Annotated in this window: 15 protein-coding genes; 2 read left to right on the forward strand and 13 right to left on the reverse strand. The window is 70.6% G+C overall.

Annotated elements, in window-relative coordinates:
* Positions 1-6 precede the first annotated feature (6 nt).
* From SM116_RS05635 to SM116_RS05645, 3 genes are read right to left on the reverse strand one after another with little or no spacing between them, the layout of a single operon-like run.
* Positions 7-939 carry a carbohydrate ABC transporter permease gene (locus SM116_RS05635; protein WP_320943479.1) on the reverse strand — a complete coding sequence of 311 codons (933 nt, stop codon included), beginning with the start codon at positions 937-939 and terminating at the stop codon, positions 7-9.
* Positions 936-1,901 carry a carbohydrate ABC transporter permease gene (locus tag SM116_RS05640; protein ID WP_320943480.1) on the reverse strand — a complete coding sequence of 322 codons (966 nt, stop codon included), beginning with the start codon at positions 1,899-1,901 and terminating at the stop codon, positions 936-938. The genes SM116_RS05635 and SM116_RS05640 overlap by 4 nt, the downstream gene beginning before the upstream one ends.
* Positions 1,902-1,914: 13 nt before the next feature.
* Positions 1,915-3,198: an ABC transporter substrate-binding protein gene (locus SM116_RS05645; RefSeq protein WP_320943481.1), complete on the reverse strand. Its 1,284-nt coding sequence runs from the start codon at positions 3,196-3,198 to the stop codon at positions 1,915-1,917.
* A gap of 145 nt (positions 3,199-3,343) precedes the next feature.
* Between SM116_RS05645 and SM116_RS05650 the strand changes: the two genes are divergently transcribed.
* Positions 3,344-4,657 carry a glycoside hydrolase family 27 protein gene (locus SM116_RS05650; protein ID WP_320943482.1) on the forward strand — a complete coding sequence of 438 codons (1,314 nt, stop codon included), beginning with the start codon at positions 3,344-3,346 and terminating at the stop codon, positions 4,655-4,657.
* Here the strand turns inward: SM116_RS05650 and SM116_RS05655 are convergent.
* The 8 genes from SM116_RS05655 to SM116_RS05690 form a co-directional block, all read right to left on the reverse strand.
* Complete coding sequence (locus SM116_RS05655) at positions 4,648-5,661, reverse strand: LacI family DNA-binding transcriptional regulator (protein ID WP_320944105.1); 1,014 nt, start codon at positions 5,659-5,661, stop codon at positions 4,648-4,650. The two genes, SM116_RS05650 and SM116_RS05655, sit on opposite strands and share 10 nt — an antisense overlap.
* A 112-nt stretch (positions 5,662-5,773) precedes the next feature.
* Positions 5,774-6,361, reverse strand: coding sequence for a GNAT family N-acetyltransferase (locus tag SM116_RS05660; protein ID WP_320943483.1), 588 nt, complete (start codon positions 6,359-6,361; stop codon positions 5,774-5,776).
* Between the two features lie 9 nt (positions 6,362-6,370).
* Positions 6,371-7,549 (reverse strand): mannitol-1-phosphate 5-dehydrogenase, encoded by a 1,179-nt coding sequence (locus tag SM116_RS05665; RefSeq protein ID WP_320943484.1) that lies wholly within the window; start codon positions 7,547-7,549, stop codon positions 6,371-6,373.
* Positions 7,546-7,986 (reverse strand): PTS mannitol transporter subunit IIA, encoded by a 441-nt coding sequence (locus tag SM116_RS05670; protein ID WP_320943485.1) that lies wholly within the window; start codon positions 7,984-7,986, stop codon positions 7,546-7,548. The genes SM116_RS05665 and SM116_RS05670 overlap by 4 nt, the downstream gene beginning before the upstream one ends.
* A gap of 19 nt (positions 7,987-8,005) precedes the next feature.
* A complete protein-coding gene (locus tag SM116_RS05675; RefSeq protein WP_320943486.1) occupies positions 8,006-9,667 on the reverse strand; it encodes a PTS mannitol transporter subunit IIBC in 1,662 nt (553 codons plus the stop codon).
* Positions 9,664-11,349 (reverse strand): phosphoenolpyruvate--protein phosphotransferase, encoded by a 1,686-nt coding sequence (gene ptsP, locus SM116_RS05680; RefSeq protein ID WP_320943487.1) that lies wholly within the window; start codon positions 11,347-11,349, stop codon positions 9,664-9,666. Before ptsP ends, SM116_RS05675 begins: the two co-directional genes overlap by 4 nt.
* Before the next feature lie 14 nt (positions 11,350-11,363).
* Entirely contained in the window at positions 11,364-11,639 is a 276-nt protein-coding gene (locus SM116_RS05685; protein WP_320943488.1) for an HPr family phosphocarrier protein, read from the reverse strand.
* Positions 11,632-11,979: a PTS sugar transporter subunit IIB gene (locus SM116_RS05690; protein WP_320943489.1), complete on the reverse strand. Its 348-nt coding sequence runs from the start codon at positions 11,977-11,979 to the stop codon at positions 11,632-11,634. Before SM116_RS05690 ends, SM116_RS05685 begins: the two co-directional genes overlap by 8 nt.
* 147 nt (positions 11,980-12,126) lie before the next feature.
* Between SM116_RS05690 and SM116_RS05695 the strand changes: the two genes are divergently transcribed.
* The gene (locus SM116_RS05695; protein ID WP_320943490.1) at positions 12,127-14,067 is read left to right on the forward strand and encodes a BglG family transcription antiterminator; all 1,941 of its coding nucleotides are present in this window, start codon (positions 12,127-12,129) and stop codon (positions 14,065-14,067) included.
* A gap of 15 nt (positions 14,068-14,082) precedes the next feature.
* On the opposite strand, the gene SM116_RS05700 is transcribed toward SM116_RS05695, so the two are convergent.
* Together SM116_RS05700 and SM116_RS05705 are read right to left on the reverse strand one after the other, a co-directional pair.
* Entirely contained in the window at positions 14,083-15,774 is a 1,692-nt protein-coding gene (locus SM116_RS05700; protein ID WP_320943491.1) for a phospho-sugar mutase, read from the reverse strand.
* Positions 15,771-16,604 (reverse strand): purine-nucleoside phosphorylase, encoded by an 834-nt coding sequence (locus SM116_RS05705; RefSeq protein WP_320943492.1) that lies wholly within the window; start codon positions 16,602-16,604, stop codon positions 15,771-15,773. Before SM116_RS05705 ends, SM116_RS05700 begins: the two co-directional genes overlap by 4 nt.
* Between the last annotated feature and the right edge of the window lie 68 nt (positions 16,605-16,672).

A 16,672-nucleotide genomic window follows, 5' to 3' on the forward strand; every position in this document is an offset into this window, starting at 1 on the left:
CGTCCCTCATCCCTTGCTTGCTCCGAGCGTCAGACCGGCGATGAAATGCCGCTGCAGCAGCAGGTAGATGACCAGGGTCGGGATGACCGTGATCATGGCGCCCGCCGCCAGCAGGTTGTAGTTCGTCAGCCACTCGCCCTTGAGGTTGTTGATGGCGGTGGTGACCGGCAGCCGGTTGCCGCTCTGGATGAACAGCAGCGGCCAGAAGAAGTCGTTGTAGATGAAGATGACCTCGAGGGTGGCCAGAGCCGCGAGCGCGGGCCGGCTGAGCGGCAGCACGATCGACCAGTAGTGCCGCCAGACGCCGGCCCCGTCGACCTTCGCCGCCTCGGACAGCTCGGTCGGCAGCGCCTTCATGAAGTTGGCGAGCACGAAGGTGCAGAAGCCGATCTGGAACGCCGTGTTCACCGCGATCACGCTGATGTAGGTGTTCAGCAGGGTGCCGGAATCGCTCATCCAGTAAGGGAGCTTCAGCAGGCGGAACGCCTCGAACAGCGGCGTCGCCAGTACCTGCGGGGGCAGGAGGTTCCCGGCCGTGAACATGATGAGCAGGGTCAGGCTGAACGTCCACGAGTAGCGGCTGACCGCGTACGCCATCATCGATGCCAGGAAGAGCGTCAGGATGACGGTCGGCACCACGTAGATGACCGAGTTCATGAAGTACGTCGAGAACCCGCCCTGGTTCCAGGCGTCGATGTAGTTCTGCACGTTGAACGTGCCACCGAAGGAGAAGTACCCGTACTTCGCCGTATCGGCATAAGGCCGCAGCGAGGTGAAGAGGCTCCACGCGAGGGGCAGCAGCCAGATGAGCGCCATGACGATGAGGAAGATGTACGTCCACAAGCGCGCAGGGCGCGGTCCGTGCCGCCCGGCGGCCTCGCGCTTGTCCTGCCCGGTGACGATGGCGCTGGTCGTCAGGGCGTCCGAAGCCGCGGTCATTCGGCGGCCTCCTTCCCGAAGGTGCGGACGAGGTAGAAGACGATCGGCACGAGCGAGATCACGAGCAGCACGACGGCGAGCGCCGACCCGATGCCGATGACCTGGCCCTCACCCACGAGGTTGCGCACCACCAGGGCGGAGAGGAGCTCGAGTCCGTTGGTGCCGCCGTTGATGATCCACACGATGTCGAAGGCTCGCAGGGCCTCGATGATCGTGATCACGACGACGATGATGTTCGTGGGCCGCATGACGGGGAACACGACACGGAAGAACGTCTGGGCGCCGTTCGCGCCGTCGAGGGCGGCAGCCTCGCGCAGCGAGGGGTCGACGCCCTTCAGCCCCGCGAGATACAGGATCATGATGTAGCCCGCGTGCCGCCAGGTCGCGGCGATGAGGGCTGCCCACAGGTTCACACGGGAGTCGCCGAACCAGTCCACGGCGTGCGACGTGCCGGAGGTGCCGAGCAGGTTGTTCAGCAGACCGTTGTCCTGCGAGTAGAACAGCTGCCAGATCACGCCGATGAGGGCGAGGGAGAGCATGACGGGCACGAAGAAGAACGACTGGTAGATGCGGGTGCCACGCAGGGGCCGGTCGAGGAGCACCGCGAGCAGCAGCCCGAGGGGCGTCGCGATGACCGCCAGGAAGACCAGCCAGATCACGTTGTGCAGCACCGCCGGCCAGAACGGCGGGTAGTCCTTGAGGATGTAGAGGTAGTTGTCCAGCCCCGCGAAGCGCAGGTTCGTGATGGACAGGCCGTTCCACTTCGTGAACGAGAGGAACACCGAGGCGACCGTCGGGATCCAGATGAGGAGCGCCTGGATGAGGGTCGGGATGGCGATCATGATCGCCAGGACGACCTTGTCGCCCCCGGAGAGCTGACGCAGGCGGTGGCGCCGTGCCGGAGGCTCGTGAACCTCCGGCACGCGCTCCGCGGCGACGGTGTCCGTGCGAATCGCGGTCAACGTCGGGCCCTTCTCACTGCTGCGAATAGAGCTGCTTCGCCTGCGACTCCATGTTCGCCAGATCGATCGTCCCGGACTTCGTGAAGTTCTGGAGCGCAGGGATCATCACGTTGCTGGCCATGGCCGGCAGCGCGTCGCGGTCGAAGAACTGGCTGATGTGGCCTGCCTTCGCGATGACCTGTCCGAGCATCTTCGTGAAGTCGCTGTACGACGAGGTGTCGGCATCCTTCGCGGTCATGATGTTCGAGGGGTCGGCCTTCCAGTACGCGAGCTGGCCGGCACCGGTGCCCATGAAGGCGAGCATGTCCTTCGCCGCCTGCGAGTCGGCGCCCTTCTTGGACAGGCATAGGCCGTCGATGGGCGCCTCGAGCGCCGTCTGGCCCTCCATGGCGATCTCGGGGAACTCGAAGAAGCCGATGTCGGCCGCCACGGCCGGGTCGGTGAACTGCTGCATCACGAACGAGCCGAGCAGGTACATGCCGGCCTGCTTGTTCCCGACCTTCTGGGCGGCGTCCTGCCAGGTGAGGCCGAGGGCCGCCGGGTCCTGGTAGGGCCGGATCTCGTTCCAGGTGTCGAAGACCTTCTTGACCTTGTCCTGGTCCCAGGATTCCTTGTGCGCGCAGAGGTCGAGGTGGAACTGGTAACCGTTCAGGCGCATGTTGATGTAGTCGAACGTGCCCATGGCCGGCCAGCCGTCCTTGTCGGCGAACTGGATGGGGATGATCCCGTCGGCCTGCATCTTCTTGGCGAGCGTGACCAGGTCGTCCCACTTCGTGGGCACCGCGTAGCCCTTCTCCTGCCACAGCGACTTGCGGTAGAAGTAGCCCCACGGGTAGTTGTAGTTCGGCACGAAGTACTGCTTGCCGTCGTCGCCTGTGGAGGCGGTCTTCATGGCGTCGCTGTAGTTGCCGCCGACCTTCTTCCAGACATCGGAGACGTCGCCCAGCAGGTCGTTCTTGGCGAAGTACCGCATGCGGTAGCCGGCGAACCAGGTGAAGGCGTCGTCCGGGCTGCCCTGCAGGTAGTTGTTGATCTTCTCCTGGAACGAGTTGTGGTCGCTCGTGTTGACGGTGACCTTGTCGCCGGACTTCTTCTCGAAGGCCGCGACGAAGTCGGCATACGCCTTCTTGGGCACGGGGTCCGAGGCGTTCGAGCCGAACGTGAGCGACCCGGTGCCCGAGGAGCTGGGGGCCGACCCGCCCGTGCAGGAGGCGAGCGTGAGGGCCAGCGCGCCGGCGCCGGCGCCGGCGAACAGCTGACGTCGGTTGAGCGTGACGTGAGACAAGGATTGAGGCATTCGCGACTCCTTCGTCGGTGCTGTGGGAATGGTCAACGTGACCGGTCACGTAGAAACTACTCCTGGACTCTCCGGAGGACAACGGTCTGTCACCGGAGTGTTATGCGCGCGAGGCGTCCGCCGCCCGCCGCGTATCGTGTGCGGTGTGACGCGGAACCGCCTGACCGCCCTCGCTGTCGCGGCGGCCGCGCTGGCCGGCGCACTGTCGGGGTGCACGACGGCGGCCGCTCCGGTGCCCACGGCTCCGGCCGCCTCCCGCCCGCCGACCGTGCTGCAGACCCCGCCGATGGGGTTCAACGACTGGAATGCGTTCGGGTGCGACGTGGACGAGGCCGACATCCGCGCTGCGGCGGATCTGCTGGTGACCACCGGCCTGCGCGACGACGGATACACCTACGTCGGCATCGACGACTGCTGGATGGCGGGGCGCGATGCCGCCCCCGGCAGCCGAGCGCGGGCCGCCGCAGGACGCGACGCGTCGACGCACCGGCTCGTGGCGGATCCGCGGCGGTTCCCGAGCGGCATCCCTGCGCTCGTCGCGTACATCCATGCCCGTGGGCTCAAGGCGGGGATCTACGAGAGCGCCGGCACCACGACGTGCGAGGGGCTCGCCGGAAGCCTCGGCTACGAGGCCGTCGATGCGCGCACCTTCGCGCAGTGGGGCATCGACTACCTCAAGTACGACAACTGCGGCGCCAAGTCCGTGACCGTCGACGGCCGGCGCATGCACTTCACGGCCGATGAGGCGGGCTACCGGGCGCGCTACCAGCGCATGGCGGATGCGCTCGCGGGCGTCGACCGCCCGATCGTGCTGAGCCTGTGCGAGTGGGGGATCCACGAGCCGTGGATGTGGGCGCCGGCCATGGCGGGCCTGTGGCGGACGACCCACGACATCAAGGACCGCTACGCGAGCATGCTCGCGATCTTCGAGCAGAACGTCCGTCTCGCCGCCTACGCCGGACCCGGCCGCTGGAACGACCCCGACATGCTCGAGGTCGGCAACGGCGGCATGACGGATGCCGAGTACCGCAGCCACTTCGCACTGTGGGCGATGATGGCGGCGCCGCTGCTCATCGGCACCGACCTGCGCTCGGCGACGCCGGAGACCCTGGCGATCCTGGGCGACAGGGACCTCATCGCCGTCGACCAGGACGAGCTGGGGACACCGGCCCGCGTGGTGTCGCAGGCGGGGACGACATGGGTGCTCGCGAAGCCCCTCGCGGACGGGGACGTGGCCGTCGCGCTCTTCAACGCGGGCGATCAGCCGACGCGCATCGACACCACGGCTCGCGCGATCGCAGTGCGAGGGGGCGCCCTGCGGCTGCACGACCTGTGGTCGGGCGAGGTCATGAGCGCCGGCTCGTCGTTCGGTGCGACCGTCGCACCGCACTCGACCGTCGTCTACCGCGTGACGGTGGAGGGTCAGCCCTCGCCGTCCGCGTCCGCGGGTCAGGGCTGAGGCGGCGCGGTGCTCTCGCGCACGACGAACGTCGTCTGATCCGGCACCTCGCCGTCGGGCACCGGCCGCCGCTCGACGACCGCGATCAGGCGGCGCATCGCTGTGTCGCCGAGGGCGGTGAACCCCTGCCGGACGGTCGTGAGCGGCGGTGCCGCGTGCCGGGCCTCGGGGATGTCGTCGAAGCCGACGACGCTGAGCTCGAGGGGGACCTCGACGCCGGCCTCCCGAGCGGCGTGCAGCAGCCCGATCGCCATCTGGTCGTTCGAGGCGAACACTGCGGTGAAGTCACGGCCGGGGAGGATGCGCAGCCCGACCTCGTAGCCCGAATCCGCCGTCCAGTCGCCGCGCACCGGAGCGAGCGGCTCGAGATCGGCCTGCGCGAGCGCCTCCCGGTACCCCGCGATGCGCTGGTCGACCTCGGCCCAGCCCTCGGGTCCGGCGAGATGGAGGATGCGGCGATGCCCGAGCCCGATGAGGTGCCGGGTGGCGGCCACTGCGCCCACGCGCTGGTCGATGGCCGCCGTGTTGGCCGGGCCGCCCGACCATTGCAGCGTCAGCGACGGCATCGTTCCGAGCCGCTCCTGGATGAGGGGCCAGCTCGCCGCCTGGGGCGCGATCACGACGATGCCGTCCACGCCCCAGCGGACGAGCTCGTCCAGGGCCTCGGCGATCTCCTCCTCGCCGTCGGAGGCCGCCGAGACGCTGGCGAGCGCGTAGTCGTATTCGCGCGCGGCGCGCTCGATGGCGAGGGCGATGCTGGCGGGTCCGAACTCGCGCGGCGCCGTCGTGATGAGGCCGATCGTGCGGTGGCGCGAGGTGGCGAGGGTGCGTGCGGCGCGGTTGGGCCGGTAGTCGAGCTCCGCGATCACCGCGCGCACGCGCGCCGCCGTCTCCTCCGACATGCCGGGCAGGTCGTTGAGCACGCGGGACACCGTCTGCCGGGAGACCCCCGCCCGTGCGGCGACGTCGCGGATGGATGCGCGCGCCGGCGGCTTGGAAAGCACCAACGTCGTCCCCTTCCGCTCGCTGCACCCAGGACCCCGACGCACCGAGGCCGCTAGGCCGATCGTAGGGCCTGCGCATCCACTGTGCGGCGGGTCCCGCCGCACAATGACGTCAGCCGCGGGCCAGACGCTCCTGCAGGCCGCGGCGCACCGCGGGCGACTCGCCGGCGATGATCGAGAAGACGACGGTGTCGCGGAGGATGCCGTCGGGTCCGATGCGGTGGTTGCGCAGCACCCCGTCCTGCTTGGCGCCCAGGCGCGCGATGGCCGCTCGCGACTGGCGGTTGTGCCAGTGCGTGCGCAACTCCACGGCGATCGCGTCGCACGCCTCGAAAGCGTGGGTCAGCAGCAGGATCTTCGCCGCCGTGTTGACCTCGCTGCGCTGCGCCGCCGGCCCCAGCCACGTGTACCCGATCTCGACGTGCCGGCTGGGCTGGTCGATGTTGCAGAACGTCGTCTGCCCCACGATCTCGCCGGTCGCGAGCCGCCGCACGGCGAAGGGATTCATGGTCCCGGCATCCCGCATGGCGAGCCGCGCTCCGACGTCGTCGGGGACGTCCTCGGGGCTCGGCACGCTCGTGTACCACGCGTGCTCGAGCCCGACGCAGGCTCGCGCCAGATCGGCTCCGTGGGCCGCCGCATCCAGCGGTTCGAGGCGGACGTGCGCGTTCTCGAGCGTGACGGGGGTCGCGAATTCCACCGATCCAGCCTAAGCGCCCTCCTCCGGCGCGGCGACCGAGCGCAGGGCCGCCTGCCGGGCGGCGACGACTTCGCGCACCGGTCGGTACAGCGGATGGTCGGGCTCGAGCCCGGTCACCGTCGAGGTGAGGGTGTCGGCATCCACGTCGCGCAGCATGACCTGGAGCTCGACGGCCTGCTCGTCGGCCGGGTCGTCGAACTCGAGCGCCGCGGCCATCGCCGCGACGAGCGCCCGCGTCGGCAGCCCGCGCTCGGCGGCCGCGGCGGCGGGCCCCACGAAGCGCTCGTTCCTCGAGAGCTTGCGCAGCGGCTGCCGGCCGACCCGCCACACGGTGTCGGGCAGAGCCGGGTTGCGGAACCGCCGGAGGATCGTGGAGCGATACTCCGCGAGGTCCGCGGCGGAGAGCCCGTGAACGGCCTCGAGCAGCGCCGAGGTCTCCTCGAGGGCTGCCTCGACGCCGGCCGCGACGGCGGGGTCGGCGAGCGCATCCGCGATCGTCTCCCGACCCACGCGCGCCCCGAAGTACGCGGTCGCGGCATGGCCGGTGTTGACCGTGAAGAGCTTGCGCTCGATGTACGGCGCGAGGTCGGGCACGAAGTGCGCGCCCGGGATGCGGGGCGGATCGTCGCCGAACGGCGGGCGCTCGATGGCCCACTCGTAGAACGCCTCGACCGTGACATCCACGCCGCCGCCGGCCGGCTGCGCCGGCACGATGCGGTCCACCGCGGTGTTGGCGAACACCGCGCGGGCGGCCAGCGCCTCCCACTCGTCGCCGGCGACGGCCTGCATCTCGCCCCGCAGCAGGTCGGTGGCGTTGATCGCGTTCTCGCACGCCATCACCTGGAGCGGGGCGAGGGATGCCGAGCGCCGCCGCAGCCCCTCCACGAGGAGGGGTGCGACGAAACGCAGGATGGTCGGGCCCACCGCGGTCGTGGCGACCTCGGCTGTCGCGACCTCGTCGGCCACGGCATCCGGGTCCACCGCGCTGTTGAGCGCGCGGAATCCCGTCACCACGGTGTCGCCGCCGCCCTCGCCCACGGCGTGCACCGTGTACTGAGGCGTCGCGTCGATCGCATCGACGAGTGCGGCGGCGACATCCGAGAAGACCAGCTCGTAGCCGCCCTGGTGCAGCAGCAGACCGACGAAGCCGCGCCCGATGTTGCCGGCGCCGAACTGGACCGCCTTCATGTCTCGTTCACGCTCGCCAGGAGGTCGAACAGCTCGTCCGCGCTCGATGCGCCCTTGAGCCGTGCGACGTCGTCGTCATCCGAGAAGAGGATGGCGATGCGGGAGAGGATCTCGAGGTGCTCGTCGCCCTTCCCGGCGATGCCGACGACGAAGCGGACCGGTTCTCCGCCCCAATCGACACCGCCGTCGTACCGCACGAGCGAGAGCGCGGATGAGAGGATCTCGTCCTTCGCCTCGTTCGTGCCGTGCGGGATCGCGAGCTCGTTGCCCATGTACGTCGACACGGTCTGCTCACGATCCTTCATCGCGCCGTAGTACGCGGCGGTGACCGCGCCGGCATCCTCCAGGATGCCGGCGGCCTCCCGCATCGCCTCGTCCTGCGTCGCTGCTTCCGGGTGGATGCGCACCCGGTCGCGGGTCAGAACATCGTCAGACATGTGAGATCCCCTTCGTGACCTACTCGCCGTGCTTCTGCTGCTCGCGCACCGTGTCCACGACCTCGTCGTACCGCGGCGAGTTCATGAAGTTGTCCACGGTGACGTGGATCGCGTTCGGCGCCTTGGCCCGTGCGCGATCGGTGAGCTGGTTCTGCGTGATGATCAGGTCCTCCGAGCCGTCGAGGTTCGCGATGGCCTTGTTGACGACCGTCACGTTCTCCACGCCCGCCTTCTTGACCTTGTTCCGCAGGACGCTCGCCCCCATCGCGGAGGAGCCCATTCCGGCGTCGCACGCGAACACGATGTTGTGGATCGGCCGCTCGGAGACCACGGTGCCCGCGGCGATCGCATCCGCCGCCTCGGAGCCGTACGTGTCCAGCTGCTCGCCCTCCGCGGCCGCATTGGCCGTGGCGCGTGCGCGCAGACCCGACAGCGCTGCCGACTCCTTGCCCTTGTTCGCCTCGGTCTGCGCGATGGCGCTCGTCAGGTCGCCCGCCCCCTCGGTCGCCATGTCACGACGGCGGGTGCGCAGCAGGAAGACCGACGACAGCAGGAACGAGACCGTCGCCGCCAGCAGCACCGACAGGAGCACGACCAGCAGGTTCGGCACGCCCGGAGGCAGGGCCGCGATCGTCACGGCGATGATGGATCCCGGCGCGGCGGGGAACCGCAGACCGCCGCCCAGGAACTGGTTCGTCGCGACGCCCGTCATGCCGCCGGCGATCACCGAGATCAGGAGGATCGGCTTCATGAGCACGTACGGGAAGTAGATCTCGTGGATGCCGCCGAGGAACTGGATGATGATCGCACCCGGTGCGGAGGCGCGTGCCATGCCGACGCCGAAGAACGAGTACGCCAGGAGGACGCCCAGGCCGGGGCCGGGGTTCGCCTCGATGAGGAACAGGATCGACTTGCCGGTGTGCGCGGCCTGCTGGATGCCGAGCGGTGTGAAGACGCCGTGGTTGATGGCGTTGTTCAGGAACAGCACCTTCGCCGGCTCGACGATGATCGACAGGAGCGGCAGCAGGCTCTGGTTCACGAGCCACTGCACGATCGAGCCGAGGCCCTCGCTCACGAAGGTGATGACCGGTCCGAAGGCGAAGAAGCCCACGACGGCCAGGATCATGCCCAGGATGCCGGCCGAGAAGTTGTTGACCAGCATCTCGAAGCCGGGGCGGATCTTGCCGTCCCACAGCTGGTCCATCTTCTTGCAGACCCACGCCGCGAACGGACCCATGATCATCGCGCCGAGGAACATCGGGATGGTGGTGCCGACGATCACGCCCATGGTGGCGATGGATGCGACGACGCCGCCGCGCTCGCCGTAGACCATGCGACCGCCCTGGTTGGCGATCAGCAGCGGCAGCAGGTAGGTGATCATCGAGCCGACCAGACCCACATACTGCGGGAAGGTCTTGCCGTCGGCCCCGGTCGCCAGGGTCGTCATGGCGTGGCTCCAGCCGATCTGGTCGGCGTTGCCGAAGCCGCCGAGCATGTCGGCGACCGGGTGCCACCAGCCCAGCCATCCGGCGGAGATGAACAGGCTGGTGATGAGGCCCCAGGCGATGAACGCCGCGATGTTCGGCATGATCATGCCGGAGAGGAACGTGCCGAAGCGCTGGATGTGGACCTGCGCTTTGCGGCCCGCACTCGGGGCCTGTGGGGGTGACGTCGTTGTCATGGGAGTTGCCTCTCTCGGGGGATGGCGGCCGACATGGCCGCGTCTCGGGCGGACGCCGCGTCGTCTGCGGCGAGTGCGGCCTCGGCGATGCGCCGGGCATCGTCGAGGGTGTGGGTCGCGAGCGACGCACGTACGTCGGCGAGCGCCGTCGGCGCCATCGACAGTGACGTGGCGCCGAGGCCCACGAGGACGACGGCAAGCAGGGGGTCTGCCGCCGCCTCTCCGCAGATGCCGACCGGCTTGCCGGTGCGGCGCCCGGCATCCCCGACCTCGCGCACGAGGCGCAGGACCGCGGGATGCCAGGGGTCTTGGAAGCCCGCCACCGAGCCCAGCAGGCGGTCGGCGGCGAGCGTGTACTGGGTGAGGTCGTTGGTGCCGATGGACGCGAAGTCCGCGTGGGCGAGGATGCGGTCGGCCAGCAGGGCGGAGGACGGCACCTCGACCATGACCCCGGCCGTGCGGATGCCGTACTCCCGGGCGATCGTGACGAAGTATTCGGTCTCCTCGGTCGTCGAGACCATGGGCGCCATGACCCACAGGTCGGCGGCCTCGCCGGCGGCGCGCACGGCGGCGTCCGCCTCCGCGAGCGCGGTCAGCTGCTCGCGCAGGATGTCCTCGCTGGCCCGCAGGGCGCGCAGACCGCGCAGGCCCAGCGCCGGATTCTCCTCGTGCGCGTCGTTGAGGAACGCGAGCGGCTTGTCGGCGCCCGCATCCAGCACGCGCACCACGACCTTCTTGCCGGGAAAGGCCCCGAGCAGCCGCTCGTAGGACTCCCGCTGCTGGGTGATCGTCGGCGCGGACTGGTTGCCGAGGAACAGGAACTCGGTGCGGAACAGCCCGACGCCCTCGGCGCCGAGGGCGACGGCGTTCGTCGCATCCGGGTTTCCGAGGTTCGCGAGCAGCGGCACCGGCGTCCCGTCCGCGAGGGCGCCGGGCGTGAGCGGGGCGGATGCGGTGCGCAGCCGATCGTCCGCGCGGCGGCGCGCCTGGTCGAGGTCGTCCGCCGACGGCTCCGAGATGACGAGGCCGGCCGCGGCATCCACGATCACGGTCTCGCCGTCTCGCAGCCGGTCGGCGGTCGTGGCGCCCACGATGGCGACGATCGACTTCTCCCGCGCGAGGATCGCCGTGTGCGAGGTCGGTCCGCCCTGCGTCGTGACGAGTGCGAGCACCTTGTCGAGATCGAGGAGCGCGGTGTCCGCGGGGGCGAGATCCTCCGCCACCAGCACGAACGGATGTCCCGGATCCGGGATGCCGGGTGCCGAGACTCCGCGCAGCCGCGCGATGATGCGCTGCGCGACGTCGTCGAGGTCGGCGGCGCGCTCACCGAGGTAGCCGCCGAGGGCCGTCAGCTGGTCGCGGAACGAGGCGAACGCGTCGAACACCGCCCACTCGGCGTTCTTGCCCGCGGCCAGACGCGAGTCGACCTCGGACTCGAGGGCCGGATCCTCGGCCATCATCGCCTGGGCCTCGAGCACGTCCCGGGCCGTTCCGCCCGCGCGCTCGCCGCGCTCCTCCAGGTCGCGGGCGACGACGCCCATCGCCTCCCGGACGCGGGCGGTCTCCTCCTCGACGCCGGCGGTCGCCGGTTCGTCGATCGGCGCGGCCAGGGGCGGGGTCATGCGGGCGATCGGGCCCTGCGCGACGCCCTGGCCGATGCCTACTCCGCGGATCTGAGACATGTCGTCACCCCTCGTCACGCCGCGTCGTGGTCGGTGGTCAGCAGCTCGCTGAGGGTGTCGAGCACCTGCTCGGCGTTCTCCCCGTCCGCGGTGAGCGTGACGTAGTCGCCCTGCTCGGCGCCGAGCGCGATCACGCCCAGGATGCTCGCGGCGTTCACCGGAGCGCCGGCGCCCTTCGCGACGGTCACCGGGATGCCGGCCTCCTTCGCCGCCTGGGCGAACATCTTGGCCGGCCGTGCGTGCAGGCCGTGGGACGAGCCGATGCGCACGGTGCGCGCGATCTCAGTCATCGTGATCCTCTCGTTGGGTCGGTGCCGTGATGCGGCTGGACGCGATGCTCTCCTGCACGAGGGCGAGGGTTCGCGATCCGTCCAGGTCGGAGAAGACGTCGCCGGGCAGGAGCACCGCGACGGCGCCGCGGGACGCCGCGCCCGCGCGGATGAGCTCCATGCGCGGAGCGAGATGAGGGCCCACGAGCACGACGTCGAGGGTGTCGAGGTCCGCCCCGATGCTGCTCTCGCTCCCGGCGCGTGCCTCGCACGGAATGCCCCTGTCCTCCGCGGCAGAGCGCACCCGCTGCGCCACGAACGTGCTGGACGCGCCCGCACCGCAGACAACGAGGATCCTCATCGATCCGCCTCCTTCTCCGACATTGTGCGCAGCTGCGTGCCCGGGGCGGGAGGCAGACAACTTTCCGCCCCCGCGGAACATGCCCTGGCGGTTCCGCCCCGGCGCAGCGGCGTCCGTGATTTACTGGCCGGGCGACGGTGAAGACGGATGCGGCCGCACGGAGGGCGAGTGACGAGAGCACGACAGGACCGCCTGCTCGGCCTGCTCCTGCACGAGAACGACTGGGCCACGGCAGCGGTGCTGGCTGACGCCCTCGGCGTCACGCCGCGCAGCATCCGGTCGTACGTCACGGCCCTCAACACGCGCGATCCGAATGCGCTCGTCGTGGAATCCGGGCCCCTCGGCTACCGCGTCGGTCCGGCGGCGTCGTCCGCGGGCCGCGCCAACGCGGTCGAGCGCGGCACGCCGCGTGACCGGCTGCACCGGCTCGTGCGGGGGATGCTGGATTCCCCGGACGGCATCGACGTGTACGAGATCGCCGACGAGCTGCACGTGAGCAGCGCCACCATCGACGCGGACCTCATGCGCGTGCGCACCCTGCTCAGCGGCATGGATCTCGCACTCGAGCGCTCGGCGTCGCGCGCCAAGCTGCGCGGCGAGGAGCTCGCCCGTCGGCGGCTGCTCAGCCGGCTGGCGCACGACGAGATGGATGCCGGCTCCTTCGACCTCGACGTGCTGCGGCGCTCGGTCGGCGGCTCCGTGTCGATGGATGCGTCGGCGAAGCTCAAGGGCGACCTGGTCGCCGGACTCACCGAGCTCGGCTTCTTCGTGAACGAGTTCGCGATCGCCGACGTCATCGCGCACATCGTGATCGCGGCCGATCGCGCCGCCCGGGGCCACCCGCTCGGACTCGCCGAGGACGGCCCTCGGGAGGCCGACGACATCGAGGCGCTCATCGCGCGGCTCGTCTCCGACGACCTGGGGGTCGAACTCGGCGCGGGCGACCGACGCCACCTCGCGATGATCGTGCTCACGCGCGTCGTGGAGCCCGGGTCGGAGTCCCGCGCCGCGACGATCCGGGCGCAGCTCGATCCGGCCGTCGTCGACGCCGTCCGCGAGGTCGTGGAGCAGGCGGCATCCGAGTACCTCGTGGACATCGCGCACGACGACTTCATCCTGCGCCTCGCCCTGCACGTGCAGAACCTCCTGCACCGGGCGCGGGCCGGAGCTGTTCCGCGCAACCCGCTGACGCGCGAGCTCAAGTCGTCACATCCCATGATCTTCGAGGTCGCCGTCTTCGTCGCGAGCGGCCTCCAGGACCGGCTCGGCACGCCGATCGTCGATGACGAGATCGGCTACATCGCCATGCACGTCGGGGGCCGCATCGAGCGGAACCGGCGCTCCGAGCGCCTCCTGACCGCCACCATCGTGTGCCCCGGTTACCAGGAGCTCCACGAGCTGCTGCGCTCGAGCATCGACCGCTCCCTCGGCCAGGCGATCGAGGTCGTCTGGGTGGAGACGCGCATGGACCCGGACTGGGCGAGCATCGACACCGACCTCATCCTGACCACGATCGAGGCTCCGGTGGCCTCCGAGCGGGTGGTCCGCATCCAGCCGTTCCTCACCGACGCCGACGTGGCACGCGTGCAGGCCGCGGCCGTGCGCATCCGTCGTGGGCGGCGCCTCGCGACCCTCCGCGCCGACCTCCAGCGCTACCTCGCCCCGGATGCGTTCGTGCGCGGCCTGGACGGCAGCGGCGGGGAGGAGGGCGTCATCCGGCGCCTCGGGCAGCTGCTCGTGGCCCAGGGCGTCATCGACGAGGACTACGTCGCGCACACGATCGAGCGGGAGCGCATGAGCTCGACGGCGTTCACCGACGCGCTCGCGGTGCCGCACGCGCTGGCGATGACCGCGTTCCGCACCTCCATCGCCGTCGGCATCGCGGACCCGTCGATCCCGTGGGGCGACGGCCGCGTGAACGTCGTCGCCATGGTCGCCTTCTCCGAGACCGACCGGGAGGCGTTCCAGACCGTGTTCGAGCAGTTCGTCGAGGTGTTCTCGGAGCGCGACAGCGTCCAGCGGATCATCCGCAACGGCGTGGACTTCCCCTCGTTCGTCGAGGAGCTCGCCGCCGTCATCGACGGCTGAGCTCCCCGGCGCCGGTCAGCTCAGGTCGTCCAGCAGCGCGCCGACCGCCTCCCGCAGTGCGTCCAGGCGCTCCCGTGCGTCGTCACGCGTGTCACCGCGCACGTCGAGGTACGCCTTCAGCTTCGGCTCGGTGCCCGAGGGACGCACGACGACCCGGGACCCGCCGGCGAGGTGCAGGCGCACGACGTCTCCGGGAGGCAGATCGTCGACGCCTTCGGCGAGGTCGTCGAACCGCTCGACGTCGACGTCGCCGATGCGCTCGGGCCGGCGTTCCCGCAGGCCCGCCATGATCCGCCCGATGATCGAGAGGTCCTCCACCCGGAGCGAGATCTGGTCGCTCGCGAAGTGCCCGAAGGTGTCGCCGAACTCGGTCAGCAGGTCGTCGACCGTGCGGCCGTGGCCCCGCGCGTCGGCGACGAGGCCGAGGAAGGCGATGGCCGCCGAGATGCCGTCCTTGTCGCGCACCGTGTCAGGGTTCACGAGATACCCGAGGGCCTCCTCGAAGCCGAAGACGATCCCGGGCGCCCGCGAGATCCACTTGAAGCCGGTGAGCGTCGCGTGGAAGTCCAGCCCGTAGTGCTGCGCGACCGCCGCGAGCCCCGGTGACGACACGAGCGAGCAGGCGAGAGATGCGCCCTCCCTTCGGCCGCCGTCGGCTGCCAGTCGCGCAGCGCGCCAGCCGAGGAGCAGCCCGACCTCGTTGCCTGTGAGCCGGCGCCACCCGCCTTCGGCGGCGGCATCCGGGATCGCGACGGCGAGGCGGTCGGCGTCGGGGTCGTTCGCCACGATCAGCTCCGCGCCGCTCTCTCGCGCGGTCTCGTACGCGAGGTCGAGGGCGCCCGGCTCCTCCGGGTTGGGGAACGCGACGGTCGGGAACGCGCCGTCGGGTTCGATCTGAGCGGCGACGGTCGTCGGCGCGGGGTAGCCGGCGGTGGCGACGATGCGCTCGAACGTCTCCCACCCGACGCCGTGCATCGCCGTGTAGACCCAGCTCAGGCCCTCCGCGCCGTCCGGCGCGGGTGCGACGGCGGCCGTGGCATCCACGTACGCGTCCACGACCGACTCGGGGGCGGTCTCGTAGCCGACCGAGCGGGGGAGCGCATCCACCGTCGACTCGGTCGCGATGCGCTCGATGTGCGCGGCGATGTCCGCATCCGCCGGCGGCACGATCTGCGAGCCGTCGTCGGCCCCGCCGAGGTACACCTTGTAGCCATTGTCGTTCGGCGGGTTGTGGCTCGCGGTGACCATGACGCCCGCCGCCGCCCCGAGGTGGCGCACCGCGAAGGCGAGCACGGGCGTCGGCAGCAGCCTCGGCAGGAGGATCGCCCGCAAGCCCGCGCCCGCGAAGATCTCGGCCGAGTCCACCGCGAACACGTGCGAGTTGCGTCGTCCGTCGTAGCCGACCACCACCGTGGGCGGTTCGTCATCGTGGCCGGCCTGCTCCCGCAGGTAGGCGGCGAGACCGGCCGCGGCCTGCGTGACGAGCACGCGGTTCATACGGGCGCTGCCGGCCCCGAGCTCTCCGCGCAGCCCGGCCGTGCCGAAGGCGAGGCGCCCGTCGAATCGGCTCGCGAGGTCGGCCGACGCATCCTCGTCGCCTGACTCGGCACGTGCGACGAGGTCTTCGAGCTCCGCGCGCGTCTGCGCGTCGGGATCCTGGGCGAGCCACGCCCGCGCCTCGGCGAGCAGGCCCTCCGCGGCGCTCACAGCTGCCCGATCACCCGGGCCAGCAGCGAGGAGATCACCGGCTCGGCGGCGCGGCCGGCCTCGATCACCTCCTGGTGGCTGAGGGGCGTCGTCTGGATGCCGGCGGCCATGTTCGTGATGAGGGAGAAGCCCAGCACCTCCATGCCCGCCTGCCGCGCCGCGATCGCCTCGAGCGCCGTCGACATGCCCACGATGTGCCCGCCGATGGTCTTGGCCATGTGGACCTCGGCCGGCGTCTCGTACTGCGGTCCGCGGAACTGGCAGTACACGCCCTCGTCGAGGGTCGGATCGACGAGCCGTGCGACATCGCGCAGCCGCAGCGAGTACAGGTCGGTGAGGTCGATGAACGTCGCGCCCTCGAGCGGCGAGGCGCCGGTCAGGTTGATGTGGTCGCTGATGAGCACGGGGCGGCCCGGCTTCCACGTGTTCTTGATGCCGCCCGCTCCGTTGGTGAGCACCATCGTGCTCGCTCCGGTCGCTGCGGCGGTGCGCACGCTGTGCACGACGCGCCGGACGCCGTGGCCCTCGTAGTAGTGCGTGCGCGCGCCGATGACCAGCACGTGCTTGCCGCGGGGCGTGCGGACGCTGCGCAGGTTTCCGACGTGCCCCTCGAGTGCCGGCGTGCCGAAGCCCGTCACGTCGGTGGCCGGGAGGGTCGCGACGGTCTCGCCGATGAGATCCGCCGCCTTGCCCCAGCCGCTGCCGAGGGTCAGGGCGATGTCGTGGTGCCCGACACCGGTGAGCCGGGCGATGTCCTCGGCCGCGCGGCGCGCGACCTCGAACGGGTCGGCTGCCGGGTCGTCGAGCGGGTTGTCGCTGTTCGTTGACATGGACCCACTTTAGAGAAGGCCCGGGGCTCAGGCGAGGGAGGCCGCGGGCCGCGGAGCGGGGGCTGATG

Source organism: Microbacterium rhizosphaerae, from assembly GCF_034120055.1.
Lineage (GTDB): Bacteria > Actinomycetota > Actinomycetes > Actinomycetales > Microbacteriaceae > Microbacterium > Microbacterium rhizosphaerae.

What these genes read in the sequence shown, in the direction of transcription:
- SM116_RS05705 (WP_320943492.1), bottom strand. Translation starts at nt 16,604, where the DNA reads ATGTCAACGAACAGCGACAACCCGCTCGACGACCCGGCAGCCGACCCG.
- ptsP (WP_320943487.1), bottom strand. Translation starts at nt 11,349, where the DNA reads ATGTCTCAGATCCGCGGAGTAGGCATCGGCCAGGGCGTCGCGCAGGGC.
- SM116_RS05695 (WP_320943490.1), top strand. Translation starts at nt 12,127, where the DNA reads ATGCGGCCGCACGGAGGGCGAGTGACGAGAGCACGACAGGACCGCCTG.
- SM116_RS05635 (WP_320943479.1), bottom strand. Translation starts at nt 939, where the DNA reads ATGACCGCGGCTTCGGACGCCCTGACGACCAGCGCCATCGTCACCGGG.
- SM116_RS05675 (WP_320943486.1), bottom strand. Translation starts at nt 9,667, where the DNA reads ATGACAACGACGTCACCCCCACAGGCCCCGAGTGCGGGCCGCAAAGCG.
- SM116_RS05665 (WP_320943484.1), bottom strand. Translation starts at nt 7,549, where the DNA reads ATGAAGGCGGTCCAGTTCGGCGCCGGCAACATCGGGCGCGGCTTCGTC.
- SM116_RS05690 (WP_320943489.1), bottom strand. Translation starts at nt 11,979, where the DNA reads ATGAGGATCCTCGTTGTCTGCGGTGCGGGCGCGTCCAGCACGTTCGTG.
- SM116_RS05685 (WP_320943488.1), bottom strand. Translation starts at nt 11,639, where the DNA reads ATGACTGAGATCGCGCGCACCGTGCGCATCGGCTCGTCCCACGGCCTG.
- SM116_RS05645 (WP_320943481.1), bottom strand. Translation starts at nt 3,198, where the DNA reads ATGCCTCAATCCTTGTCTCACGTCACGCTCAACCGACGTCAGCTGTTC.
- SM116_RS05670 (WP_320943485.1), bottom strand. Translation starts at nt 7,986, where the DNA reads ATGTCTGACGATGTTCTGACCCGCGACCGGGTGCGCATCCACCCGGAA.